The organism is Paenibacillus sp. FSL R7-0198 (assembly GCF_038000415.1).
In the GTDB taxonomy this organism is placed as follows: Bacteria; Bacillota; Bacilli; order Paenibacillales; family Paenibacillaceae; genus Paenibacillus.
The window spans coordinates 4,061,872-4,088,341 of sequence record NZ_JBBOCB010000001.1 but is presented as its reverse complement, the minus strand read 5'-3'; the positions used below and the strand labels follow the sequence as shown (position 1 = coordinate 4,088,341).

General features: G+C 48.4%; 21 protein-coding genes. 5 read left to right on the top strand and 16 right to left on the bottom strand.

Annotated elements, in window-relative coordinates:
• Positions 1-606: a methyltransferase domain-containing protein gene (locus tag MKY87_RS17785; protein ID WP_036616541.1), complete on the top strand. Its 606-nt coding sequence runs from the start codon at positions 1-3 to the stop codon at positions 604-606.
• A 262-nt stretch (positions 607-868) separates the two neighbouring features.
• On the opposite strand, the gene MKY87_RS17780 is transcribed toward MKY87_RS17785, so the two are convergent.
• The 6 genes from MKY87_RS17780 to MKY87_RS17755 form a co-directional block, all read right to left on the bottom strand.
• Entirely contained in the window at positions 869-2,005 is a 1,137-nt protein-coding gene (locus MKY87_RS17780; RefSeq protein ID WP_340965568.1) for a glycosyl hydrolase, read from the bottom strand.
• 73 nt (positions 2,006-2,078) lie between these two features.
• Entirely contained in the window at positions 2,079-4,031 is a 1,953-nt protein-coding gene (locus MKY87_RS17775; protein WP_340965567.1) for a glycosyl hydrolase, read from the bottom strand.
• Positions 4,024-5,952 (bottom strand): heparinase II/III domain-containing protein, encoded by a 1,929-nt coding sequence (locus MKY87_RS17770; RefSeq protein ID WP_340965566.1) that lies wholly within the window; start codon positions 5,950-5,952, stop codon positions 4,024-4,026. The genes MKY87_RS17775 and MKY87_RS17770 overlap by 8 nt, the downstream gene beginning before the upstream one ends.
• 367 nt (positions 5,953-6,319) lie before the next feature.
• Positions 6,320-6,976 carry an SGNH/GDSL hydrolase family protein gene (locus MKY87_RS17765; RefSeq protein ID WP_076216567.1) on the bottom strand — a complete coding sequence of 219 codons (657 nt, stop codon included), beginning with the start codon at positions 6,974-6,976 and terminating at the stop codon, positions 6,320-6,322.
• Between the two features lie 141 nt (positions 6,977-7,117).
• A complete protein-coding gene (locus MKY87_RS17760) occupies positions 7,118-7,447 on the bottom strand; it encodes an AzlD domain-containing protein (RefSeq protein ID WP_340965564.1) in 330 nt (109 codons plus the stop codon).
• The gene (locus MKY87_RS17755) at positions 7,438-8,142 is read right to left on the bottom strand and encodes an AzlC family ABC transporter permease (protein ID WP_339790381.1); all 705 of its coding nucleotides are present in this window, start codon (positions 8,140-8,142) and stop codon (positions 7,438-7,440) included. The genes MKY87_RS17760 and MKY87_RS17755 overlap by 10 nt, the downstream gene beginning before the upstream one ends.
• 446 nt (positions 8,143-8,588) lie before the next feature.
• Here MKY87_RS17755 and MKY87_RS17750 point away from each other — a divergent pair, with 446 nt between their 5' ends.
• Complete coding sequence (locus MKY87_RS17750; RefSeq protein ID WP_339786977.1) at positions 8,589-10,589, top strand: methyl-accepting chemotaxis protein; 2,001 nt, start codon at positions 8,589-8,591, stop codon at positions 10,587-10,589.
• 378 nt (positions 10,590-10,967) lie between these two features.
• On the opposite strand, the gene MKY87_RS17745 is transcribed toward MKY87_RS17750, so the two are convergent.
• A complete protein-coding gene (locus MKY87_RS17745) occupies positions 10,968-11,447 on the bottom strand; it encodes a MarR family transcriptional regulator (protein ID WP_235193904.1) in 480 nt (159 codons plus the stop codon).
• 287 nt (positions 11,448-11,734) lie between these two features.
• Here MKY87_RS17745 and MKY87_RS17740 point away from each other — a divergent pair, with 287 nt between their 5' ends.
• Both MKY87_RS17740 and MKY87_RS17735 read left to right on the top strand, forming a co-directional pair.
• Positions 11,735-12,136 carry a RidA family protein gene (locus MKY87_RS17740; protein ID WP_091038044.1) on the top strand — a complete coding sequence of 134 codons (402 nt, stop codon included), beginning with the start codon at positions 11,735-11,737 and terminating at the stop codon, positions 12,134-12,136.
• A 24-nt stretch (positions 12,137-12,160) separates the two neighbouring features.
• Entirely contained in the window at positions 12,161-13,657 is a 1,497-nt protein-coding gene (locus MKY87_RS17735; protein ID WP_340965563.1) for a monooxygenase, read from the top strand.
• Between the two features lie 188 nt (positions 13,658-13,845).
• On the opposite strand, the gene MKY87_RS17730 is transcribed toward MKY87_RS17735, so the two are convergent.
• The 3 genes from MKY87_RS17730 to MKY87_RS17720 form a co-directional block, all read right to left on the bottom strand.
• Positions 13,846-14,019 (bottom strand): hypothetical protein, encoded by a 174-nt coding sequence (locus MKY87_RS17730; protein WP_176873052.1) that lies wholly within the window; start codon positions 14,017-14,019, stop codon positions 13,846-13,848.
• Positions 14,020-14,118: 99 nt separating this feature from the next.
• Complete coding sequence (locus tag MKY87_RS17725) at positions 14,119-15,312, bottom strand: DUF2087 domain-containing protein (RefSeq protein ID WP_340965562.1); 1,194 nt, start codon at positions 15,310-15,312, stop codon at positions 14,119-14,121.
• A 272-nt stretch (positions 15,313-15,584) separates the two neighbouring features.
• Positions 15,585-17,558: a methyl-accepting chemotaxis protein gene (locus MKY87_RS17720; protein ID WP_340965561.1), complete on the bottom strand. Its 1,974-nt coding sequence runs from the start codon at positions 17,556-17,558 to the stop codon at positions 15,585-15,587.
• A gap of 267 nt (positions 17,559-17,825) precedes the next feature.
• On the opposite strand from MKY87_RS17720, the gene MKY87_RS17715 reads away from it, so the two are divergent.
• A complete protein-coding gene (locus tag MKY87_RS17715; protein ID WP_340965559.1) occupies positions 17,826-19,226 on the top strand; it encodes a serine hydrolase in 1,401 nt (466 codons plus the stop codon).
• Positions 19,227-19,402: 176 nt separating this feature from the next.
• Here the strand turns inward: MKY87_RS17715 and nagZ are convergent, their stop codons facing one another.
• The 6 genes from nagZ to MKY87_RS17685 form a co-directional block, all read right to left on the bottom strand.
• Positions 19,403-21,124: a beta-N-acetylhexosaminidase gene (gene nagZ, locus MKY87_RS17710; protein ID WP_340965558.1), complete on the bottom strand. Its 1,722-nt coding sequence runs from the start codon at positions 21,122-21,124 to the stop codon at positions 19,403-19,405.
• A gap of 31 nt (positions 21,125-21,155) precedes the next feature.
• Positions 21,156-22,352, bottom strand: coding sequence for an exo-beta-N-acetylmuramidase NamZ family protein (locus MKY87_RS17705; RefSeq protein WP_340965557.1), 1,197 nt, complete (start codon positions 22,350-22,352; stop codon positions 21,156-21,158).
• Positions 22,352-23,062 carry a hypothetical protein gene (locus tag MKY87_RS17700; protein WP_340965555.1) on the bottom strand — a complete coding sequence of 237 codons (711 nt, stop codon included), beginning with the start codon at positions 23,060-23,062 and terminating at the stop codon, positions 22,352-22,354. The genes MKY87_RS17705 and MKY87_RS17700 overlap by 1 nt, the downstream gene beginning before the upstream one ends.
• Before the next feature lie 432 nt (positions 23,063-23,494).
• Positions 23,495-24,604, bottom strand: a complete 1,110-nt coding sequence (locus MKY87_RS17695) for an ABC transporter ATP-binding protein (RefSeq protein WP_091038031.1) — start codon at positions 24,602-24,604, stop codon at positions 23,495-23,497.
• A 43-nt stretch (positions 24,605-24,647) separates the two neighbouring features.
• The gene (locus tag MKY87_RS17690; RefSeq protein WP_340967474.1) at positions 24,648-25,481 is read right to left on the bottom strand and encodes a carbohydrate ABC transporter permease; all 834 of its coding nucleotides are present in this window, start codon (positions 25,479-25,481) and stop codon (positions 24,648-24,650) included.
• A 64-nt stretch (positions 25,482-25,545) separates the two neighbouring features.
• Positions 25,546-26,469, bottom strand: a complete 924-nt coding sequence (locus tag MKY87_RS17685) for a carbohydrate ABC transporter permease (RefSeq protein WP_017691097.1) — start codon at positions 26,467-26,469, stop codon at positions 25,546-25,548.
• Position 26,470 lies beyond the last annotated feature (1 nt).

Sequence of the window (26,470 nt, the reverse complement as noted above, 5' to 3'; positions counted from 1 at the left end):
ATGCATCAGCCTTTTGATTACATCGGGTATTGGGAGGAAACATATCGTTCGGGTGAAACTTCCGGGAGGGGTTCATACGGGGTTTTGGCTGAATTTAAGGCCGAGGTCGTGAACGGACTGATTCAACGTGAAGGTATTCATCGTGTCATTGAGTTTGGGTGTGGGGATGGCAACCAGTTGCAATACATGAATTATGAGGACTACCTGGGCGTGGATGTAGCGGCTTCTTCAGTAAAGCGTTGTGCTTCCCAATTTGCCAAGGATTCGTCCAAGAGCTTCATGCTGTATACACCAGGCCTATGGATTAACCGAGGTTTCCTGCAAGCCGATCTGACGGTCTGTCTGGATGTGTTATATCACATCACGGATGAAACAGATTTTCGCAATACCCTCTATGATATTCTGCACTCCTCAACAGCATGGGTGGTGCTTTACACCCGTTTGAAAGAAAACGGCAACCCGGGGATTGATACAATCCAGGACCGTAATCTGTTCGAATATCTCTTCGACTACCCTGATTTCAAAGTTCATGAGATTATTCCGCAACGTTATCCTGATCAATCTTCTGCCGACTTTGTCATCCTGAGACGTACGCCTTCGAAGTGAAAATCGATTCTTTCAGTAGAGCCATCCGCCTGTCCGCTTACCTTGATTTGTCTATTCAAAGCTCAAACTTAGATATACTACGTCTCCAATAGAAGGAATATCGTTCCTAATCCTAGAGACAGCCTTATGCGGACAGGTGATGATGGTTTGCTAATGATGTTACTGACAATTACATACTGAATATATAACGTATAACACGAACACAACCATACTGATCCGTTCTCACCTTCAGTTCCTCTTGTTCATAGCACTCAATTCTTTTTTAAAATAACCCCGCATATCCACGCAGCTTCGCCAACGCTTCCATATAGAAATAATCGCCGTATATAATCGGCACATTCAGCCCTCGCCCTTCCGGGTAATGCACCGTTCCCTGCATGATCAGACCTTCTTCCGCTGCCGAGTCGCCAGAGCTATAGTGCTCATGCAAGCCGCGGACGATACGCTCTCCCGCGGCGGCATAGGTTTCCCCGCGTGGCGACAGCTTCGCCAGCTCGAGCAACCCGCTCGCGGCAATCGCCGCAGCGGACGAGTCCCACGCCACCTGATGCTCCGCAGGTGCGCGGAAATCCCACACCGGCACGATCTCTTCGCCAAGCATGGCGAGGAAGAAATCGGCCGCACGCTCCGCTGTCTCCAGATATCGGGCTTCGCCCGTATACCGGAAAGACAGCGCAAACCCGTGCAACGCCCAGGCGGTCCCCCGCGCCCAGGCGGAACCTGGAGCATGGCCCTGTCCGCCATGCTCACGCAACTTCTGCCCCGTGTGTGGATCAAACTCCACCACGTGGCAGATGGACCCGTCAGCGCGGATGAATTCGCGCGCCACGGTGTCCGCATGCGCTTCCGCCAGCCAGCGGAAGCGAGGGTCGCCGCTCTGCTCGGATGCCCAGTAGAGCAGCGGCAGGTTCATCATGCTGTCAATGATGGCTACGCCGCGCGTATCCATTGCTGACGAGCTGAAGTTCCAGGCGCGGATGAACTCACCGCGCACGTGGAACCGGGCAGCGAGCAGGTTGGCGGCAAGCATGCCGCGCCGCCGTCCATCCATGCTGCCCGTCTGGCGATAGTTGGCTACGCCACTAAGCAGCCAGATGAACCCCAGATCGTGATCCACCGATTCGGGATCACGCAGACAACCTTCCAGTTGCCGCTCACAGCTTTCGGCAATGCGATGTAGCGGAGCCACCGCTTCACTTTCCGGCGCATCCCCATAGACCAGCCATAACAATCCAGGCCAGAAACCTGCTGTCCACCATTCCGGATCATTTCGATCATACATCCCCTGAGGGGCAATGTGTGGAAATGTATCCTTGATCCGCTTTGCGTTCCGAATCGTTTTGGCAGCACCCTGTTGCCACGCTTCCTCGAGCCATTTTACCGATGTTGATGTGTTCATGAACATATCCCTCCTCGATTCAATACCAGACATCTATGCTTGATGCTCCAGCTCATCCTCAACCTGAACACCTTCAGTTAACCTCGCCCAATCGGATCGTAAATGACAGACTTTGTGCTCCGCCCAATTCAATCCGTGCTTCCTTCAGCAACCCATTACGTGAAGCCACGGCCTGCTCCTCCAGATGTATAATGGCTCCCTGATCCAGCGCTGTAGATTCTACATATGCCCCGCGATACTCCGTTCGCACACTATGATCCGTGTGGGTAATCACCGCCTGTTCACGACCATCATGGAACATCAACGGAATGAGTGCACCTGCCGCCGCGATCTCACCTTCGAATTCATACGTTATGGTCAGCAAGTCTGCCTGTTGCACATAATGAGTACGCAATGTTTCAATTCCGGGTAATGGACCGACCCATGTCACGGCAAAAGAATTTTCCGAGGCGTTTACCACATCTTCCGCCGCTCTTTCCGCCAAATGCTGCTCCACTTGATTCCGCGTATCATGGTCCACCTTCTCATACACTATAGACCCTCCTCCCTGAGCCGGGTCTAATCCAACGTCACGATCATATGCACCACCGGATGGAATCCCCTCTGCAAGACTGTGCCATACCCCATCTGGTGTCTTCCAGGCAGGACAGTAGCTGAGCGGACGGACCTCCCCTTCAGCAAATTCCGTAAACCCGGCCTGCACATGGCTGGCAGCGGACGGACCAATTAGACCAGGTAACCCCATCTGCTGAATCCGTACCAAACCAGGGATCGTATACGGATCATTCATCGCCGTGTGTAGTACCAGTTGCTGACCAGGTATGGAAGCAATCACAGTTTCAAACCACCCATCGGTCTGCAAAACCCGGCTGCCCACCTCGGAAGGAAGGTACACTTCGCCCACATCGTCTCCCGGATCACTGAGACAAGCGTGAGCCAGCGCTGCTGCCGTCCACAGGTTGTAACAGGTGTGGTTGGTATAGATTTCATACCCGTGCCGATCTTCTGGCGCGTATTCATTGCGTACAATTTTCAGACGCCCATCATCCATCTTCCAGCGCTCCACTGCAGCAAAACACCGATTAGCCGCACGTGCAAAAGCACCCGCCATCACCGGATCTCCCACCTCCAGAGCCTGCGTTGCATGTGTGGAACATACATAAGCTGCGGCCGCTTCATTCCACTGGTGCTGGGAGCTGCGACCACGCGGCGGAATCTCACCTAGCGGCGAGAGCGTCAGTAGCGAGCTGAAGGCACCATGGCGCAGCTGCTCACGCAACCTGTCGGCAGTGGCACCTTCGTAACCAGCTTCAAGCATCACCCCAAGGTGATAACGGGTAGCAATATCATAGGAAAATGGACAATTCGGACGATCCAGCGGTCCATCCTGATACAACCCAAGGGCCGTAAACCGGGGCAAATGATAGGCTTCCAGATAACGATCCATCCACGTTGTATCCTCACTCGCCAGCTGTTCATGCCACCGCAGATATTCGCCAGAGATCATAATGGCGTTCCAGTTAATCATGCGATTGGGATTGTTCATCTTGCTCATCGTAAATACATAATCTTGTTCTGGATCAATCGTCTTGAGTGCCTCAGCCCAGATCTGTGCTTGTTCAGGCAGATGTGATTTCAACAACATATAAGCTCTCATCATGAGCACCGGAAAAAAATCAGGATGATTGTCAGGTGCGCTACCTTTGACCACGGCATCAATGCTCTGTGACAGGGCTGCCGCTGCGGAGTCAAGCAGATCTGTACGCCCCGCGTCAACCAGAACCGCCGCAGCCATCGCATAGGCTGGTGTAGAATAATATCTCTCCACACCCGAGAACGGGTCGATAATTGCACCCTGGCTGTCCTGATATGGCGTGTAAGCGCAAACAACACTTTCAACAAGTGCCAACTTGCGCTCCCTATTCCAGCCGTCTGCCGGAGGGGGGCCCGCTTGTTCTGCCAATGTGCGGTAATGTTCGAGTTCATCTTTCCATGGATACGTGGACGCGGATGTATATTTACTCATGCATGCTCACCTCGGTTTCTACCATTTTCGGTTCAATGATGAAGCGTACCTCACATACTGTTTCAATCAGATCAGAACTTTCTATGCAAACATCCGTCTCATCGATCACACCTGTCCATGATAGTGACGTTCGATAGAATTTGACTGGTACATTATCATGATCAACTGTGTCTATTCCCTCCGTAAGGACTTGCCACTGGTTCGCATCATACGTCATATGGACCGTTCCATGTACGCCTTGCCAGCGAATATTACCGCACTTCACCACTTCAGGCTGTACTCTACTCATCCATCGTTCAACAACACTTGAACACTCTGCATGTGAATCTGAAACCACCGAAGATGATCGTTCAGCCAAAGACACCATCCTGCTCTTCCATTGAAAACGGTCAATGAGACGCAATTCTGCTCTATTCCTGCTATCGCCAGAAGCCATCTTCCAATAAAATTGGCGCGTATAACAAGCCAGTGAAGCAGCTCCAGGGTATGCGAATGTCAGATCGAATGTTGTATTCAGCTCACCGCCATCCTCTGCCAACTTTGCCTCTAACACATGGGCTTGTGCTTGTCGGCCCGAGCTTTGCTCCTTGCCTTCAATGAGCGGAACGTTATGCCCGGATGACGAGATGTGGAACAACTGCTCTCTGCCAGGCGCAAAATACGCTTGGGTATACAACCCTGCTCCTGGATCACACAGAATATTCTCACCACCGCAATGGATAATGAACTGCCCCAGATCATTATGGTTGTGAGGTTCATCGTTATGCCCACCTTTAATGGAAATAGCCACATGAAGGGGTGTGCTGTTTGTACGTTTTGTATCTGGAGTATCGAGTGATCCTTTTGCAATCATCCAGCCCAGATTTTGAAAAATAAATCCACATTCAGCCTGCCTAAAGGCTCCTTCATCACCGTACACTGCCGGATCGCTCCACATCACGTTCCGCAATAGATGGGCCCAACGATGACAGGAATCATCGGTGAACAGTGGAATATGAAGCGGCAAATCTCCCTGTAACCCGAAACGGGATGCGAGCAAGGAGAGCAATCCGGAAGGAATCTCTTCCTGCTCGGCACTATCCGAATAATTCACATATGTACCGCCCGACAGATGAACTCGCAGCGGGAAGGCTGCGATGGCTGCTATTTTGGAACCCGTCAGCAGATCTAATTCACCGTCACTATACTCACGAAGCATCTCGGCATAATAGGTGTAATAACCAAAGCCATATACCCAATAGCCAATACCTTCGGCACAGCCGCCATCCTCACCATATCCGCTCAAGAATGCGTTCATACAGCTGACCGTATGGGAGATCGATTCCTGTAGTGTGAACTCATCCTCGAGCAGCAACAACGCGGCCATGCCACAGCACCCACCACAGACCGCCGACCAGTTGTGATCCGCTGTCTGCCAGTGGAACTTCCGTTGCTCCCGGTAAAGCGGTTTGAAGATTCGCCGTTCTGCTTCAGACCTAACCCGCTCTATGACAAGAAGATCCAGCCGCTCGGTGTGAATGTTCACAATCTCGGCCAGCATATGTACCGTCTCTGCGGCGAACAGATCAATGTTTCCATCCACCTGGTTGATCTCGCCCGTACCCAGATGCGCGGGCAAACACCACGTATACTCACCACACACGTCCCACAACATTTCTTCCAGCGCTTGCAGTGCATCCGGCCTAGCCGTGTCCAAGGCGAGCATCGCCACAGCAGCAAGTCTGCCTCTTCGATCGAAATAAGCCTCTTCATAGGCTTTGCGCTCACCCGTATCACTGAACTGTCGATATAGACGGAACGACAAGGAAGGCATCGGTTCTTTCAAGGCACGTTCAGCGTAAGCCTTCAAGTCTGTGTATAACGTAGCCAATTCAGGCCGGGATAACTTCTCTAAGAGTCTGTCGGCACTTAAGGATCTCAATGCTCTGCTCTCATTTCCACATTGGTTTATATTTTCATTTTCGACTTCGTGAATGGAATCTTCCACTGGATTCACCACTCTTCGTTAATGGATTGTCATATCAATATTACAATGTAATCGATTTCATTTTACCGGATATGATAGCACTTTTGAAGAATTATCCATTAGAACCCTTTCCACGACGTTACGCCCTTCTCCTTCCCAACACAAAAAAACGAAGAACCTTCGTCAGGTTCTCCGTTACATTCTGCCTGTCACCACAGGCTTTTTATGGCTATCTCATATTCTTAACTATCTTATATCCTCAACTAATCCTGTATACCTATAATGCTGTTGCCCATATCGCAACTGTCCGCTGTTGTTTATGTTACACAATTGCAAGCGAAGAATTCTGTACAACAGACAACCATTGACGTGCAATCAGCTCATGACCTGCCGCAGTTGGATGTACGCCATCCCATAACCAGTACGCTGCATCCGCCTGCTTCAGAGCGTCATTAAACGTCTGCTGTAATGGCACCCACACAGCTCCAAATTCTTCAGCAAGACCTTGGGCCAGTTTCTGATATTGACCGATATACTCTTCCCAGGCTTCCCATTTCTCCGCGGTCGCTCCGGTTCTCAGAATAAACGGCTCCATCAAAATCAGCCCCGTATCCGGCATCACTTCCCGAGTCTCTTCGAGCAAATGGCGATACGCCCGTCCGAAACGATCCGTTACCCCGCTAGGTTCACCATTCATCGTGCGCCATGCATCATTAACCCCAATCAGGATGCTGATCAGGTCCGGTTTCAGACTAATTGTATCCTCATTCCAGCGTGCGTACAGATCGGATGCTCGATCCCCGCTGATGCCCCTGTTATAGAAGGTCTTTTGCTTGCCCGCCAGTTCCATACCCAGTTTGCTGGAGATCAGATACGCATATCCGTGTCCGAGAAAATGATTCGGATCATCATTGCGTGATCTTCCCCCATCTGTAATCGAGTCTCCCTGAAACAATATAACGGATGGACTAGTACTCATGATTGAAATCGTTCCTTCCTCTTGTGCAAAATGGAAATACTGAACACCTCAGTCTCCATTTTATCCCTTTCGGCTACAATAGAAAATAGCGTTTTCATCACAATTCTATTCCTTCAGGTATTTCATATTTCAATCCACACTCTATCCCATCCAATATCGCAGTATCATCATAGCCACAATACCGACCAATACCGTTCCAAGCAGACTGCGTGTCCAGATCGCTACTGCAATTGTAGGCAGGGAAGCCCACAGAGCTGCATTTTGCGTAATCGGCACTAACTGGTTGTCCGACATGAACAGTTCCTGACCAATCAGCGCTGCCATGACCGCTACGGGTACATATTCCAGCCAGCGTAACAACCACATTGGAATCTGTATCTTGCTGAACAGCATCAGTGGCAGTACACGCGGGATAAATGTTAACAGCGCCGATCCCATAATAATCCAGAATACATCCCATCTTACTTCCATCGTTCCATGAACACTCCCATCGTTGCCGCAATGACCGCAGCCACAATGACACTCATGCTGCCAAGTGAAGCCATGCTGGCGAAGATTACACAGACCACGGCGATAATAGCCACATTAATGTGTATTTTTTTGTTTTTACGATGCACCAACTGCAGGACAACCAGTCCGATAAACATCGCTGGCAGGGCATAATCCAGACCCAGCCGTTCCGGGTTGGTAATCCAGCGTCCAAAGTATGCTCCCGCCATATTAGCCACGAACCAGTTCAGGTACGCGGTAATATTCAGACCATGCATCCAGCGTTCACTGAGCCTTTCTCTGCCAATTGCACGTGTCATCGCTACGCCAAAAGACTCATCCGTAAGCAATGAACCAATCCACATATTTTTAAGCGGGGTCAGATGCCGAAAATACGGCGATACAGCTGCGCTGAGCAGCAAATGGCGAAGATTCACAAAAAATATGGTGAATATGATCGCTACTGCTGACCCATTCGATGCGAGCATGCCTGCTGCAATGAACTGAGCCGATCCTGCATATAAAATCAGGCTGAGCAGTGCCGTTTCCGCCAGACTCAGACCTGCGGTCATTTCAATGACACCCGCTGCAAAACCAATACTCAAATAACCAAGCAGGGTTGGGATACAATCTTTGACTCCCTGCATGAATGTAGCCTGATCCTGGACCTCTTCCATGTTCTCCTGTCCAGATATCTGTAGTGTACTTTGGTCCAACTGCCGTACAACCCCTCTCCAATTTCTGTCTCCATAAACCGATATATATGGATGTAGATTCATCCAGGTACATTCTCCATGAAAACAACTTTTTTATGTATTCAACATGACCAGGTACATGCGTTATGGATTTCACAATCTGCAGTATTCACTTCACATTAATCTAGAAATATACCACAAGATGTGCACTAAGGGAGAGACAGATTACTTTTTATAGAACAGCTGTGATCCTAAATACCTATAAAAACGAAAAAAAATTTCGTGAAACTCATAAAAAATGTTGAATAAACTCGAATTTTGTCATACGATAGCACCAGAAACTTCTGGAAAGAATGGAACGAAATATCTTTTAACAGTTGGACTTGTCCACTAGACATGGGGATGAGTTACACAGAGGGGGAATGTGTATGAAAAAGATTCGTAAACAAGGGGCCAAGAGAACGATGCAGATGAGAGAGAAACTGATTTTGTCATTTGCCATCGTGCTACTCATTCCAACAATCAGTCTGGGCATTATCTCTTTCCAAACAGCCGAAGCCAAGGTTGAAGAGAAAATGTATGAGAACGCGATCAGCAGTGTTACGGTGCTCAACCAGACCATTGACCAGATCATTGGTGCAACACGCAAAAATGTTGATTTCCTGGCAAGTCAGCTGGACGCAGGCAATGTCGGACCCAATCAGGGTGACGAAACGGAGACCATCCGTACCTTGCTCGACGCGTATAAGGAAACCCATGATGACGTGGAACTTGCCTCCATCGGTACTGATCAGGGTGTGTATATTAATTCCCCTGTAACTGCGGTGAACAAAGAAGGATATGACCCGCGCGAACGCCCGTGGTATCAGGCTGCTACACAGAACAAAGATGTCCCTACCGTAATCACCCCCTACATATCAAGCAATACCGGCAATGTTGTTGCTTCGGTAGCTCAGACCTCAGCAGATGGCCATGGTGTTGTCTCTGTCAGCCTGTCGCTTGAAGCCCTCTCGAAGACCGTTAATTCCACAAAGATTGGCGAGAAGGGTTATATCTATATCATTGATAATGCCAATAAAATCATTGTACATCCTACCGAAAAACCGGGGACCGAAGGAACCATGGCACCCTATAAAGATATTTTTGCACAGAAAAACGGAAGTCTGACTTATACGCTAAATGGAAACCAGGAACACGCCTTTTTCTCCACCAATGAAACGACGGGTTGGACCGTGGTTGGTGTCATTGACAGTGGGGAAGTGACGGCTTCTGTCCGTCCAATCCTATACACCACACTTATTGTTGTAGCGATTGCAATTGCGGTAAGCTCAATCATTATTTTCTGGATTGTGCAATCAATCACCAAACCACTGAACCGCTTGGTGAAGGCATCTGACGAAATTAGTAATGGTAATCTGACCATCGAGGTTGCTGTATTGGGACAGGATGAATTTGGCAAGCTGAGCACCAGCTTCAATAAAATGAGCGAATCCCTGCGAACCGTTATTCAGGACGTGCGACACACGGCTGACGAGTTAACCGCCTCATCTACACAATTGGCAGTCAACTCATCGGAGACAACCAAAGCAACAGAGCAAGTCGCCTTAATCACGGAAGAATCCGCAGCTGGACTTGAGAAACAAACAAGCAGCCTGAAACATACGGCACTACAGATGAATGAGCTTGCTGGAGGTGTAGGACAGGTAACGAACAGCACACAGCAAGTATCCGAAGCTGCCATGCAAGCAAGTGAGCTCGCGGATAAAGGGAATGCTACCATGCAGACGGCCGTATCGGAGATGAGTTCTGTCAGTCGCTTTGTGCAAGGTATGGCAGATACTGCTGGACGACTTGAACAGCATTCCACATCGATTGGTGAGATGGTATCTGTCATTACAGATATCGCTGCACAGACCAATTTGCTTGCTCTGAATGCTTCCATTGAAGCAGCTCGTGCAGGTGAGCATGGACGCGGCTTCTCCGTTGTTGCCAGCGAGGTCCGCAAGCTCGCGGAACAATCCAGCCTTTCAGGCCAGAAGATTGTAGAGATGGTCGGAGCGATTCAACAGGAGATTTCCATGGCCAATCACAATGTACAGATCGGGCAACAGGATGTAAGTAACGGCATTCGTGCCGTTCAGTTTGCAGATGAAGCTTTTGCCCAGATTAGTGAGGCTGTTGGGGTCGTCAATCATCAGCTTGAGAACATTGCAGCTGCCTCACAACAGATGTCTGCAAGTACAGCCGAAGTGGTGCAATCCATTGATCAGATCCACGCGATATCGGAAACCAATGCCGATGGAACGGAGAACATCTCTGCTGCTACGGAGGAGCAAGTGGCTTCCATGCAGGAGATATCATCCTCTGCTGACTCACTCGCACATCTGGCTCACAAGCTGCAGAAGCTTGTGGAACAATTCAAGCTGTAATCGTTGAACGAAAGATTGTTTACACTAACACTACGATGACAGAATAATCTGCCAATCGCTGCTTTCGTACAGAAGATTAGTCCAACTTATTTAATAAATAGTCTGTTACATCAAAATCCCCTTTGCCATCACGTTGGCAGAGGGGATTTTGGTAATGATAGGACGTGAAATATGGCTGGATCGAAGGCGAAGGACGCTTCTTCTTCCTGATGAGCATCATCGATGTGTTCACCAACGTGTTTCAACTTGAGATCAATACTTCGCTAAAATATTGCATTTTGCGGACGAGGTTAAGCGTGTAATAAGCAGCCTCCCACTTGAACTGTATCCCCAATTGTTATTGATGTCTAACCTATGTACAACAATTTATTGGGTACGTTACCGATAGAAGTCCACCATATCTCCAAACAGCCGTTTAATAAATTCGAGCTCGCTTTCGTTATATCTTTCCAAAAATTCGTACATTCTTTGCTTTTCCTTCGTATGAAGCTCATCATGAGCAGCAAATAGCTTTTTGCCGATAGGCGTTAGCCGAAAATACACTTCCTTTTTGTTGTCGTTGAACTGGGATTTTCGCACCCAACCTGCCTTTAGTAATTTATTTGCGATCTTGGAGGTATTTCCTTTACTTAAATTGATTCTCTCCGCGATGGAAGTGAGATTGATCGGCTCCTGCTCTCCGATGCATGCAATGGTGTGCAGTTCCGTCATATTCAAGCTGAATTCTGATTCAATATGCTTCCGGATATCCTCCAGGTATGAGGCAGTTATTCGGGTTTCATATTGCTCTTTTTGCTCAAGAAACTGAACGAAAAATTCATGAATGGCCGTTTTGTTTTTACTGGCAGTATCCATCATTATGCTGGCTCCTCGACTTATTTGTTTTATTATATCATAGATTGTTCTCTGAGAAACATATGGGCATACCCATATTGGGATTGGGGTTGACATGGTAAATAGAAACCAAGTAAAGTTATATTGTTTCGTATGAAACTAAAATTATATATAATTTTCATCACACTTGTTTTAACAGGCAATAAAAAAGGTTCTAACGAAACAATAATTGATGAAGGAGGTTTGACGGAAATACTTGTCCACTTTTCAAGAGGAAATTTATAAAATATGGAAATGGAGCATACCTGCCTATGGAAGTCGTAAATCCGAAGACCTTGACGGATAAGGTTACATCTGTAATTTCTCATGTCGTGGTGACTACTGCCTCCAAATTGGCTTTCATCTCAGGTCAGGTTTCTGTAGATGAAACAGGATTATTGGTCGGTTCAGGGGACTATTACGCGCAAGCGATTCAAGTGTTCACCAACCTTAAGTATGCATTGGAAGCCGTGCGAGCGGATCCCTTGTACATTGTAAAAATGAATATTTTTGTTGTAAACCACAACCCGGAATTGATTTCGATTATTTTTGAGGCAGGATTTCATGTGTTTGGCCCTAACTGGCCGAAGACAGCAAGTACGTATATAGGCGTTCAAGCACTAGCCGATCCTGAATGGCTTATCGAAATAGACGCTATCGTGATTTTCCCATAATGTATAAGAAAAGAGGGTTTTGATATGAAATATGAAGTCATCCTGATTGGTGGCGGACCTGTCGGCATGATGCTGGCTGGGGAATTGGCATTAGCCGGTGTAAAGGTCTGCGTCATTGAGCGATTAAAAGAGACAACCCCTTATTCACGCGCGCTTACCGTACATCCTCGAACTCTTGAAATATTAGATATGCGTGGAGTGAAATCACAATTAATCAGTCAAGGCCGCTTACTTTCGAGAGGACATTTCGCCGGATTAGAAACTCCTTTGGATTTCACCGTTTTGGATTCTTCTTCCAATCACATTCTATTTTTACCGCAGAGTGAGACGGAGAAGGTATTGGAGGAATGGGCGCTTAGCCTTGGCGCAGAGGTCTGGAGAGAGGTTGAGGCTCTATCTGTACACCAGGATGAGGATGGGGTTGACGTTAAGATCGCAGGACCTCATGGAGAAACAACGTTAAGATCAGCTTATGTGGTAGGTACAGACGGAGCCAGAAGTTTGGTTCGCAAGCATGCAAACATATCATTTGAAGGTACAGATGCGACCTTCACGGCAATTCTGGGGGATGCCATTCTATCTGATTTGGCTCCTATGAGTGTCATATCCCGGATTACAGAAAAAGGATTGGTCAGCATCATGCCGATCAATGATCATATGTATCGGGTCTTGATGATCGATATGGAGAGAAGTAACATCTCTAAGGATGAGCCCGTTACATTGGAAGAGTTTCGTTCATCGCTCATCCGTACGACCGGAAGCGACCTGGGATTGAACGATGTGAAATGGATGTCCCGTTTCGGAAATGCGACGCGGCAAGCGGGACGATATCGGAATGGTCGATTGTTCTTGGCGGGAGATTCGGCGCACATTCATTTTCCCGCTGGTGGACAGGGAATGAACGTTGGCTTACAAGAAGCGATGAACTTAGGCTGGAAGCTTGCAGGAGCAATCAAAGGCTGGGCTCCGGACTGGCTATTGAACAGTTATCATGCCGAACGCTTTCCATGGAATACGGCCTTGCTCCGGAATACCGAGGTCCAAACCTTGCTTCTGGACGTGACTCCCCCTATCACGGAACTTCGAAGCATGTTAGCTAAACTGATTCAAATACCGGAGGCAAATTATCAAATCGCCGCACAAGTTTCCGCAATGGATGTACATTATGCTCCAGACGCCGAAGCGCCTTCCCATCCTTTAAATGGGAAACGTTTTAAGGATCTAAGCTTAAAGCTGAAAGACGGGCAATTGATCAACGCCTATCCGTTACTACACAAAGGTACTTTTCTTCTGCTGCATTTCCATTTTAATGAACAGAATAGCGGTCAATGGGAATCGTATAACAACCTTCAAGTTGTACATGCCTCTTTGGCTGAGGCTGACGCGGATTGGAACGACGTCCACACGGCGCTTATTCGGCCGGATGGGCATATTGCCTGGGCGATTTCTCTATCCGATCCAAATCCAATGCAAACCATAAATGAAGGAATCACTCGCTGGTGCGGAGACATTACCGTGTAGTCATTCGTTCGAGGTGCACAACTGACTTCCCATAGGATGAAGTTGTATTTGGGGCGTCTGAATGAACTATCACGGTATGCTGCACTTAAAAAAACGCAATGCAATGTTCTCCATGAGTATGGAAATACCGCCTGAGCGTTATTCAACAACGCTCAGGCGGTATTTTCATTTCTGAGAAAGAAGGTACTTTACGCTCCATTTCGTTCCGCAGCTGCAGATCGGCGACGCAGGGACAATGAAATAATAGCCGGGATCAGTCCAATGGCAACCAAAGCTCCACCAAGTAAACCAACGGATGCTAGCGAGATGCTTTCTACAACAATACCTCCGATTACAGCCTCTACAGCTGCCCAACTGCACAATAGAATTATTCGAACTCATGATGATCCCTGAAGCCTGAGAAAATTAAGCAATTCTATGCATTCGCTTGAATAAGAGGGGTTTGGTACGGAATAACGGAGTTAAACCGATTGCTTTTTATCTCCGTGGTACCCTTGATCTCCATAGGGCTCTAACTGTTCAAACCAGCGATTCAGACATTTGGCGAGTGCATCTTTGGAATCGTAATACGGGTTATCGTCTTGTTTCAATGTCTCCAGCACCTCGATCACAAACGCAGTCTCTCCATATTCATTCCATTCAGCCTGCAATCTTCGATTCAGATGGCTACCCATCTGTAACATAAACCGTTGTCCGTTAATGGTTTTCAGGTTCAGTGTGCTGTCGATATAAACTTTACCGTTACGTTCATTCCGAATCTGGTAGACGCCCGCTTCCGTTTTAACTTCTTTGGCCTGTTCCTGCAATTCTTTGCGACGATTCATCTTCTCCTGCTCCCCCTTTTCTTTGCGCTCCTGTTTTCCAACTTTGGCGCTCTGTTGATCTGTGTGGCTTCCCAGCCAATACTGACTGCCGTCTGGCTCACGTTCCAGCAAACCATAGTCGACGAGATACCTCCGTATTTCCACGTAATCATCATGAACTTCCTTCAGCAGCTCATTGACCTGTTTCTCGGAATATTTGCGCTCTGTCTCGAATCGTTTGGCAATTTCGATAAGCACAATATATTTATGCTTTTGCTGCATATGAAACGTCGTCAGCCGACCGCCAGTACCCTCTGGAAAATACTTATTCAGCACCTTCTCCCGATCCTGTTCTGTAAAATCAAATGAATCACGACGGATCGTATGTCCATGCCTTGTCACCGGTGACACCCATTCGGCTGGAGCCTGGGTATCCTTACTTTTGAGCAGTTCCATTAATGCCAGGAATATCTTGGCCTGCCGTTCCTTCTCCTTCAATACAAATCGATGATTCCGGATCGTGGAAGCACTCCCGATACCAAGGGCCTTCTGTACTTCAGCATCCTTCTTTCCTTCATGAAACTGGGCCAGTAATCCACGCTGGACATCAGACAATCCGGTTACGCTTTTATCCAGCTCCAGCAAATATTCAAATACCGATCCATGAACCTTCTCAATATGCACTCGCATATAACGGGCTGCCTCATAGAGCACTCCTTCTTCAGGGTAGACAATCCCAGATTCCGTCCTGTATCCGCAGCAGACACATATATAGGCGGGACCCTCCTCTATATAACCACGCTTGATCTCTTCCAATGAAGCTGTTTGCAACCAGGATTCCGATGATTTCATGTAAAAGCTCCTTTTATCATTGTTATGGTCATTTCAACCGTATAATAATCAAATATAATATAATTTTGTTTGTTTATTTATAGATATAATATAATTTTGTTTGTTATATGTCAATATAACGGAAAAGAATGCTGTGTTTAAATACATAACGGATGCCCCTTGTTCAACAGAAAAAAGACCGCAGGGTCGCAACCCTGCAGTCTCATCGCAGAAAGGGCATTTCAGCACCTTCCATAAGTATTTATCCTCAATCATTTTCATTTCAATCTCTGTTACAACTTAAACCGTTCAATCATGCTTTGCAGATCTTCAGCCATACGTGACAATGCTGCCGAAGAAGCTGCAACCTCTTCCATTGTAGCCAACTGCTCTTGAGCAGCCGCTGATCCATCTTCCGTTCCAGAGGCAATTCTGTCCGACAGAACCATTGTATCACTTACTGCCTTGTTGATATGACTCATGCCCCCATCAATTTGACGGGAAGCCGCGGATACTTCTCCAGCTTGTGCAGCCACCAACTGAACCGCAGTACGAATGTTATTGAATGCTTCGCCCGCTTCTGTAACCATCTGCGAACTCTTCACCATACCTTCTCCCGTACGGGCAAAAGTGGATTGCACCGCATTGGTTTTCTCCTGCATCTCATGCATAAGTTCATTAATCCGCTCGGCTGAAGCGCCTGAACTGTGAGCCAGTGTCTTCACTTCGTTGGCTACAACCGCGAATCCACGCCCTTGCTCACCAGCTCTTGAAGCTTCAATAGATGCATTCAAAGCGAGAATGTTCGTCTGCTTGGCAATGGCCGTAATCTCGGCCACGATCACAAGAATCTCTTCATTTTTCGCGCGCAAATCCTCAATGACCACAGACATGGCTTTGCTCTCATCATTCACCTGCTGAATATGGGTAACCGCTTCTTCTACTGTAACCATACCCGCTTCCGACTTGGTGGATGCATCCAGAGCGATACGAGCGGTGTCTTCAGCACTTGATGAGATCTCTTTGACTCCAATGGACATTTCGCCCACGAGTTGACCTGTAGCAGCAAGACTATTGTTCTGCAAAGTCGTTCCCGCAGCTGCATCCTGCATCAGTTCAGCCACCTGTTCTGTGGCTTTGGATGTCTGCTCGGAACTTGCCATCAGTTCTTCAGAAGATGCCGCCAACTGGCTGGACGTATCATGCACTTCTCCAAGCACATTACGAAGTGAAGTCGTCATCGTGTCGAAGCTTTCCCCGAGCTGTCCGAACTCATCCCGGCGCTGTAAACCTACCCGAACGGTGAGATCCCCGGCGCTTACTTTGGATGCTGCCTGCGTTAATTGCAGCAATGGCCGGTGAATGCTGCGGATAATGAATATAAGCAGAATCAACCCGATAACCAATGCAGATGCCACAATTGTAATTGAACGGATCAAAATAGGCCTTACAGCTTCACTTGCTTCGGAAGGAACCATCTCCCCAACAATTTTCCAACCTGTCACCGGATTGGTGAAATACACAGCTTCCACTTCGTGACCATCATATGTATACTTCACCGTTCCACTTTCCTTCGTATACATCTCATTGATGTAAGGTCGATCCGACTGTGTACCGGATTCAATATTGTAGTGGAACAGGAATTTACCCCCGTTATCCAGCATGTACAGTTTGCCTTCTTTACCAATACGTATCTGATCAACGGATTCTTTCAGATGATTGAGACTGACATTGGCCCCGAATACCCCTTTGCCATCAGCCAGCTTGGCAGCCGCCGTTACGACCCATTCACCTGTCGTGGCCGACTGGAATGTATCCGAGATTACAGGTTCGTCCTGAGACATGCCCATCGTATACCATGAACGTTCACGCGGATCATAGATCTGTTCCCCAGGATCAGGAGATTTCATCCAGCTGCCATCTTCCGCACCTGCGGTGAGTACACCCAGTTCCTTATGATTCTGAGACATCCGATCCATCTGCCTTTGCAGTGCAGGAGATTTATTAATAATATCGTTTGAAGTAATACCCGCAGCCATCTGCGCTGCGTTATCCTTCTCCATATCCAGCATTTGATTTATCTGCAGACTAAGCATTTCTGTTTTGGCCTGTGCGGAACGAATAATTTCCATTTTAACCTGGTCAGCAGCTTTTTGATAAGACAACCATCCCACGGTAATGCTCGGTACAATCAGGAACAGGAGCAATGCAGCGATCAGGCGCTTTTTTACGGTTAAAGTAAACCAATTTCGAATCCTTTTCTTCATTTAACTATCCCCCATCATAATCTTCACCCATCCTTTTATCGGACAATCGCTATAAAAATATTATGTGTCGATACTAAATTAGTACAAATTTAATTTAAATCATCTGATCAGATGATATTGATTATATCCGCTTAATCGTTTTGACCGTCTACGCGAGATCGTTTACAATGCTCATAAGTTGACTATTCATGAAACGATTGGAAGGGGAGGATTCACATCTTACGCAAGTCAAATGAAAGACAACGTATTTCCACGTTATATTCATCCATGTTCCGCATTCTGTTAGCGCTCATCCTGTGCGCAGGCCCGATTATGGGACAAGCTGGTATTACGGCATCCGCAGCGCAGACGACGCAAGCAGTTCACATTGAAGTGAATGGTGAGCAACAATCTTGGAAGAACGCACCACTTATAATCAAAGGCTCAACGTTTGTTCCACTACGGGATGTGGTCACATCGGTTAAAGGCACGTTGAAATGGGATAATCGCACCAAGACGGCTACCATTACCGTTGGCAGAGACAAGCTGATCCATCAGGCTGGCAGCAATTCCATTAAGGTAAACAAGGTCGATCTGGCCACAGGTGTGAATTCACGTACCGTTAACGGTACGTTGATGATACCTGTCCGGGCTATGGCTAATGCAATCAAGGCCGATATCAAAGTCCAACGTACAGCTACAGGTCAGATGAGTGTGAATATGGTAACCGATCAAGTTAGCCTGCTGAACAGCGAAGTTGCCAGTGTAGATGCGTATCTGCGCGAGATCAACTATCCAGGTATGGCGCTGATTGCCCGTGATGGCGAAGTTCTGCTAAGACAAGGCTACGGACTTGCCGACGAACAGACGCTGAACCGTCCGGATCAGAAGACTCGAATCGCATCGCTGAGCAAATCCTTCACAGCCGCGTCCATTCTGAGTCTCGTGGAGGATGGTAAGATTAATGTGCAAGATCCAATCTCTAAGTACATCTCCGGTATACCGAAGGGAGATCAGATCACGCTGCATATGCTGTTATCCCAGACTTCAGGTCTGCCATCGGCATTCGGTCGGGGTGAAGGAACTTCCATGGAAGAGACTGTAGAGGAGATTCGCCACAAAACGCTGAAGTTTGAACCAGGAAGTGCCTATCTGTACAGCAACAGCGGTTATGTTTTACTTGCATACGTCGTTGAACAGGTATCTGGCATGAGTTATGCCGACTACGTGCAGCAGACGATATTGAAACCACTTGGCATGAAAAATTCGGGAGAGGCTTCCCGTAAAGTGCACACGATTAGTGGTTTTGTTCAACAAGATAACGCATGGGTAACTGCCCCATATTATGTTTCCCAATCCGGATCAGGAACCATATATTCTACGGTGGATGATATGCTGAAATGGGATCGTGCGTTGTATACGGACAAGATTCTAAGCCAAGATACGATTGAACAGATGTATGAGCCCTACTCCGATAAAAACTATGGCTACGCCTGGATTCTCAAAGAGAACGGCACAAACCGTACCGTCTTCCATAACGGTAGTGGTGGCGGGTTTGCTACAGCCTTTTCACGTAATCTATCCGATGATATCACGATTATCCTGCTCGGCAACCACGCAGGTATGGACATGACTTCACTTTTGGATGAAGTTGAGGCACAAACAGCCAAAGCACTGCAATTGCAATAATTTATAATGATTCATTTATACAGAGCGAGCAAAGAGACGGTCCTATGGAGGATCGTCTCTTTGCTCGCTCTGTATCTGTTCTCATTTTAACGACTCACACTTCCGTTTCGCTCAACCCACAATCCATCTCTTCTCCATCCTGCAAAAGGCAGATTAACTCATATTCTTATCACTGCCTAGGAGACATCCACTCTTTCATCATCCGTCTGCTTTAACGTTACAGGAAGTTTCCCCGCAAGAGGAATGCGCCCCATCAGCGCCTGAGCGACGCTATCCATGGCAAGTGGCCGGCTCTCGTAAGCCGCTACATAGACCTGGGCATCCGGAAGCGCCAGCAGATCATAGGGGCTTCGCAATGCCACAACAGCCAGCGGTTTGCCCAATTGCTGTATCCAACCAATCAGCCTGCACTGTGGATCGCCGGAGGGACTTCCCGCATTGTAGGTACCCACCACAATCTGCCGAATGTCATCTGCTTCCGCTGCCTGAAGCAGACGGGCGGAACGAATGGCAACGTCCTCGGGTGTGACCGTCAGATCGACAACATCCAGACCATAATTGGATAAGGCTGAGCCCAAGGTGAACGTCTGAGTCAGCTGTTCGTCGGCAATTGTCGTCACGGACGTGGCAACCGTTATGACCAGCGTGCGTTCCGACTTCAAAGGCAACATATTCAGCTGATCGCGTACCAGTGTGATACTATTCTCGCTAATACGGCGGGCAACCTCTTGGTGTAATAAACTGTTGCGTTCAGGCCCACTGGAATGAGCAGGATCATTTGATGCCTTTGACGAAGGTGCATTCGATACTACACTGTCCAATTCCTCATCACCTGCACCACCTGTTTCACTCTCCAGCAAACCACGTTTCGCCTTGTACATCAGCAAGCGATTCACCGACCCATCAATACGTCTCTCGCTAATCCGCCCGCTTCTCACAGCTGCTATCAACGCTTCAAATGCTTCTGCCTGAAGCTTAGCCGTATGGCTAATTAACACCAGATCTGCCCCGGCCTCTACCGCCATTACGGCTGCATCGACAGTGCCATAGTTCACGGCAATGGCATCCATCTCCATGCAATCTGTCACGATCATGCCCTCATAACCCAGTTCCTGGCGAAGCAGACCGCTTAATACGGTTTGCGATAGCGTTACGGGCAGACGCTCTGGCTCCAGTGCAGGGAAATAAATATGCGCCGACATCATGGCATCGACACCTTCCGCGATAGCGGCTCGGAATGGAATCAACTCCAGACGCTCTACCCGTTCACGATCATGAGTGATGATTGGGAGGTCCAGATGGGAATCGGTATCCGTATCCCCATGCCCCGGGAAGTGCTTGGCTGTCGCTGCAATCCCAGCGTCCTGTATTCCCGCGATGGTTCTGGCCCCATATTCTGCAACGGATTGTGGAGATTCGCCGAATGATCGCACACCGATGACCGGATTAACCGCGTTATTGTTCACATCCAATACCGGAGCAAAGTTCATGTTAATGCCCATGGACTTCAGCTCCAACCCACTGATATATGCCGCCTGATACGCATCTTCAATGGAACCGGCAGCGGCAATGGCCATTGGTCCAGGCATCAAGGCGATCCCTTCGGTGATTCGAGCAACCATGCCGCCCTCCTGATCAATGGAGATCCAGAGCGGCACATTACCACTGCTTTTGGCAATCTGCTGTAACCCTAACGATAACCGCTCTACCTGCTCTGGCGACTCAACGTTGCGAGCAAAGTAGATTACGCCACCAATTGGATACTTTCGGAGAAAGGATTCCACATCGCCAACAGCTTCGGTGCCATGAAAGCCACAAAGCAGCATTTGCCCAACTTTCTCACGCAAAGTCATCTGTTTCGCCAGCCTCGACTGGTATAACTCGTTTAGCCCACTCATTTCATGCCTCCCTCCGATAACAAACATCCATTCATTGATATAACAAAAACGGCTTTCGCCGCTCCTTCCATTCCGCTGCCTGTACATTCCACGCTTCCATTAAACGAACGAAGCCCGCCCAGTCATGAATCGTTTCCCTGACTTCCTTACCCCCTGCCAGCAGGTCGATAAAGTACCTTGAACCCGGCTCTGGTGGCTCCAGCCAGCAGAATTGCTCCGGATAGAGTGATACCAGTTCATGTAAAAGCACCAACCCTGTCTCTACCGCCCGGAATTTCCTGCTGTCCGTTACAAAAATCCTTACACCACCACACAGCTCACCTGTATGTTTGGAGAATGTTGGGGACATGTACACTGGATGCACATGCACACCTTCCAGCTTGTATTCCCGAAATCGTTCCGCCAAACGTTCACCCTCAACCCAGGGGGCCCCAATCCACTCGAATGGGCGGGTCGTGCCCCTACCCTCCGATACATTAGTGCCTTCGAACAGGCACGTCCCCGCATATACCCGCACACTGTCCAGCGTGGGCATATTGGGAGAGGGTAACATCCAGGGAAGACCACAATCCGCATACTCCATGGAGCGCTGCCATCCTTCCATGGCAACCACGTCCAATTCGCAAGGTACATCCATCTCGCTGTTGACCATCAGGGCGAGTTCACCTACCGTCAATCCGGTACGTACAGGTACACGCCAAGCGCCAACGAGTGATTCATACCCCGCGTTCAGCACACCGCCTTCCACAACGTTTCCACCCAGCGGATTGGGACGGTCCAGAATCAGCATGCGTTTGCCCGCTCCAGCGCAGACCTCCATCATATGGAACAAGGTTGAGGCATACGTGTAATAACGGATGCCCACATCCTGAATGTCGAATAGCACCGTATCCACTCCAGCCAGCATTGCAGGCGTAGGTCTCTTGTAATCTCCATACAAGCTGAACACCGGAATGTCCAGACGTGGATGAAGCATGTCTCCGAATCTGACACCCGCCTGAAGCTCTCCATCCAGTCCGTGCTCACAGGCATAGAGCGCTGTAAGCTCGGTATTAGCCAGTCCGGCGCACACATCTATTGTCGATACAAAATCCGCTGTAATACCAGTCGGGTTCGTAATTAGACCGATTCGAGCACCTATTAACCACGGATGCGATAACCCTCCGGACAGAAGATCAACTCCCGTTTTTACAGCCGGGATCTGCTCGGTCCCCTTCAACTGGCCCATCACACATTCCCCTGGCTTATCCAGCCTGTATGCTGGTGATCATTACCACCTGTTACGACAGGCTCTTCTTCAGGCTCCAGCACATTAAGAGCAACCTTATGCTGATAGATGGCAAACATACCTCCAAACAGCGCTCCGAAACCAACGACAGTCAGCATCAGCAGCGCAGTCAGGCACATGGCCTGAAAACAAGCGCCCATCGTGTACCCCGGGTGACGGAAGAACAGCTTTACACTTTCCCCCATCGCCTGAACGATGCCCATGTTTTTTTGTAAAACAAGCTGCCAGGTATAAAACTGTGACATCAGCGCCATGAGAACAAAGAACGTCTGGAATACACCCACTGCTGTACCTGTAATTCCACCCTGTCCACCGTAATACCACCAGGTTGACCATAGAATGAAGCCAAGCACCGCGAAAAGCACACCCACCGACACTCCAGGGATTATTCCCTTCAACGTTCCGATCCATATATCCTTAAGCCCATTGCGCCGTTCCTTACGCTCCAATCTGTGATGCACGGCATAACAAACACCGAACAGGATGGGCATATATATTAAGGCCAGGAGCAGTATAGCGATCGGCAGCGGAGCAAACATCAGAATGGGAACCAATACGATAGAGCTAACGACACTGTACAAGGCCACCGGAATAATATCCCGATAGATTTCCGCGCCCGACTTGATCAATACTTCACTTAGCTTACGCATTTTTATTCTCCCTTCTATATAAGTTGGACTAAACATTTACTCAATAACGGAGAAAACAGAACAAATATGGAGAAGAGAAGCGTTCGCCAACAAAGGGCTATCTTAAAAGGGCTCCCCATTTGGGTTGGCTTGGCCGCACCGCCGGTCAGTATGTTGTACCAAACTTGCAACGTGCTAACGAATCTACCGCACCTTAAACGACAGATTTTCGAGGCATGCCAATTTTAACGAACTTCAGTGCCGTTATTTCGGTACAACCAAGGCGTCAGAGCCTGAAAAACAACATCTTCGAGTAAATAACGTCTCTGTGATTCGTTACATTTCAAACCGGTGCAAATGGGAGCGAATAACGTGTGTAAGGTTCCTTAAAACAAAATTATAACGAGAAAAAATAGTACACATTCACGCTCATTACGTTTAGGACAGCCCCACTTACTCCCGTCCAATCGCAAGTTCCGTCTCTGGATCGAAAAAGTGTGCCTTACGCAGGTCCAGCACAAACTTTTTGTCCATACCTACATAAGCATGTGTTTCGGGGTGAACCTTGGCCGTAACGGTACGGGCACCGGAATGGAAATACACCAAATTCTCGGAGCCCAGATGTTCTACAACCTGAACTCGTGCCTGCAGCATATGGTCTGTCGGGATATTCGGAGCGACATCGTCACCAAAAATATGCTCTGGCCGCAGACCCATAATCACTGGCTTGCCTTGATGACTCTGAAGACGAGCGAGTACATCTGCTGGCAAGGTGAATGATGCACCCTCGATGACAACCTGCGTGCCTTCAATCCGCGCATCAATGAAATTCATCGCCGGGGAACCGATAAATCCGGCAACAAACATATTCCGCGGACTCGCATACAGTTCTTTTGGTGAAGCCACCTGCTGAATATCTCCATGATTCATGACCACGATGCGTTCCCCAAGTGTCATGGCTTCTACCTGATCATGCGTCACGTACACAATCGTGGCACCGAGACGTTTATGCAGTTCTCCCAACTCCACCCGCATCTGTACCCGCAACTTGGCATCCAGATTGGACAGTGGTTCGTCGAATAAAAACACCTGCGGATCACGGACGATCGCCCGTCCCACCGCAACACGCTGGCGCTGACCACCAGACAGCTCGCGTGGTTTGCGCTCCAGCATCGCTTCCAGTCCAAGAATGGAGGCCGCATTCTGCACCTGTTCATCTATATAGGACTTTGGCTTTTTCAGATTTTTCAGGCCAAAGGAAAGATTTTCACGGATGGTCATATGCGGATAGAGTGCATAATCCTGAAACACCATCGCGATATCCCGATCCTTCGGATGCAGATCGTTAACAAGCCGGTCACCGATCACAATATCACCGCTCGTTTGCTTTTCAAGTCCGGCAATCATCCGCAGTGACGTTGTCTTGCCACAGCCCGAAGGACCCACAAACACTACGAATTCCTTATCTTCTATAACAAAGTCCGAGCCGGCCACAGCCGTGAACGTTCCTTTATGATCGTCTTTGAATTCTTTGCGCACTTGGCGAAACTCCACGCGTGCCATAGGTAGATCCCCCTTTACGTTGTCGCTTGTCCTGAACTAAAAGTTAACCTTTTACTGCACCGATCGTGATGCCTTGTAGGAAATAACGTTGCAGTGAGAAAAACAGAATGACCATGGGCAGCGCACCTATTGTAGCCCCTGCCATCATTGCGCCGAAGTCCGTTGATTCGGCAAATACAAACGAGGCCAGCCCCACCTGAATGGTACGCATCTCGTTGGAATTGGTAATGAGGAAGGGCCAGAAGAATTCATTCCACGAAGCCACAAACGTGAAAATCGCCAGCACCGCGATTCCCGGCTTTGCCATCGGCAGAATGACTTTCCAGAAGATACCGAATTCACTACATGCATCAATACGTGCCGCATGGATCAGCGATGTGGGCAGCGTAGACATGAACTGTTTCATTAAGAAAATGTTGCCCACACTAACGGCAGCAGGCAGAATAATGGCCGTATACGTATCTCCCAGGTCAAACACGTTGACCATCAGAATGTACAAAGGAATCAGCGTCACCTGTGCCGGAATCATCATGGTCCCGAGCAGAGTCCAGAATACCGCCTGACTCCCCGGAAACTTCAGTTTGGCGAACGCATATCCCGCCAGGGAGGCGAAGAATACATTTGTTACGGTCAGAATGATCGAGATGAGCAGCGAATTGTACAACCAGCGCCAGGCATCAGTTTTGGCAAAAAAGCGCTCATATGGTGATAATGACAGCTGCTCCGGAATCATCTGTGGTTTAAACGAAGCCGACATCGCACTATCCTGCACCGAACCAACGAGCATCCAATACATCGGAATGACCGTCACCAGCGCCCAGACCACCAGCAGAATGGATGCAACAACGAGCAGAATCTTTTTCTGTGTTGATTTCATGGATTTCATTCACCCCCGGATGCTTAATGCAACGTGCTCTAATCGTACGTGTTTTGAACTACCTCTAATACTCAATATCGCTGGAGAAATATTTGAATTGTATGACGGAGATGACAATGATGATAATCGCCAGTACAAACGACTGAGCCGAAGCCAATCCAAATTCATAGAACTTGAATGCCGTCTCGTAGATCAGATAAGCGATAGTAGTTGTCGCAAAGTTCGGTCCACCCTGTGTCATCAGATATACCGAGATAAACACCTGGAAGGATGTAATGACACCCGTGACGAGCAGATACAGCGTCGTTGGTTTGAGCAGCGGCCATGTAATCTTGCTGAACTGGGTCCAGCCGCTGGCATGATCAATATCCGCCGCTTCATACAGCGATTTCGGAATACCGCCCATGGCTGCCAGATACAGAATAATGCCCGCTCCGTGTGATCCAAGCCAGTTCATCAGAATGAGGGAAAAAAGTGCCGTTCCCGATTGGCCCAGCCAGATTACCGGGTCAAGACCGAACAGGCCGAGGAAGCGGTTCAGCAGTCCTGAATCCGTCGGGTCAAAGATTGCCAGCCATACAATGGAGATGGTTACCCCGGAGGCTACCGCAGGCAGATACATGGTAGCTTTGAAAAATGTCTGCCATTTGCTTTTCATTTGATAGATGAAATAGGACAGTACAAATGTAATGAGAATATTGACCGGGACTGTGCCTACGGTGAAGATCACTGTATTTTTAATCGACTTCCAGAACGTCTCATCTTTTACCAAACGCTCGTAGTTATCCAATCCAACCCACGTCGAGTTCATAATGTTGTATTTCTGGAAGCTCATCACAAGAGCCGTCAGAACGGGATACAGTGTGAAAATGAGAAACAGCAGGACAGGCGCCAAAATAAACAAATACGCCCACCCGTAGTCTCGCCAAAACCGGGCAACCCGGGAAGTCCGGGGCACAGACGGTTTTGGCGCAAGGGCGGTCTGCATG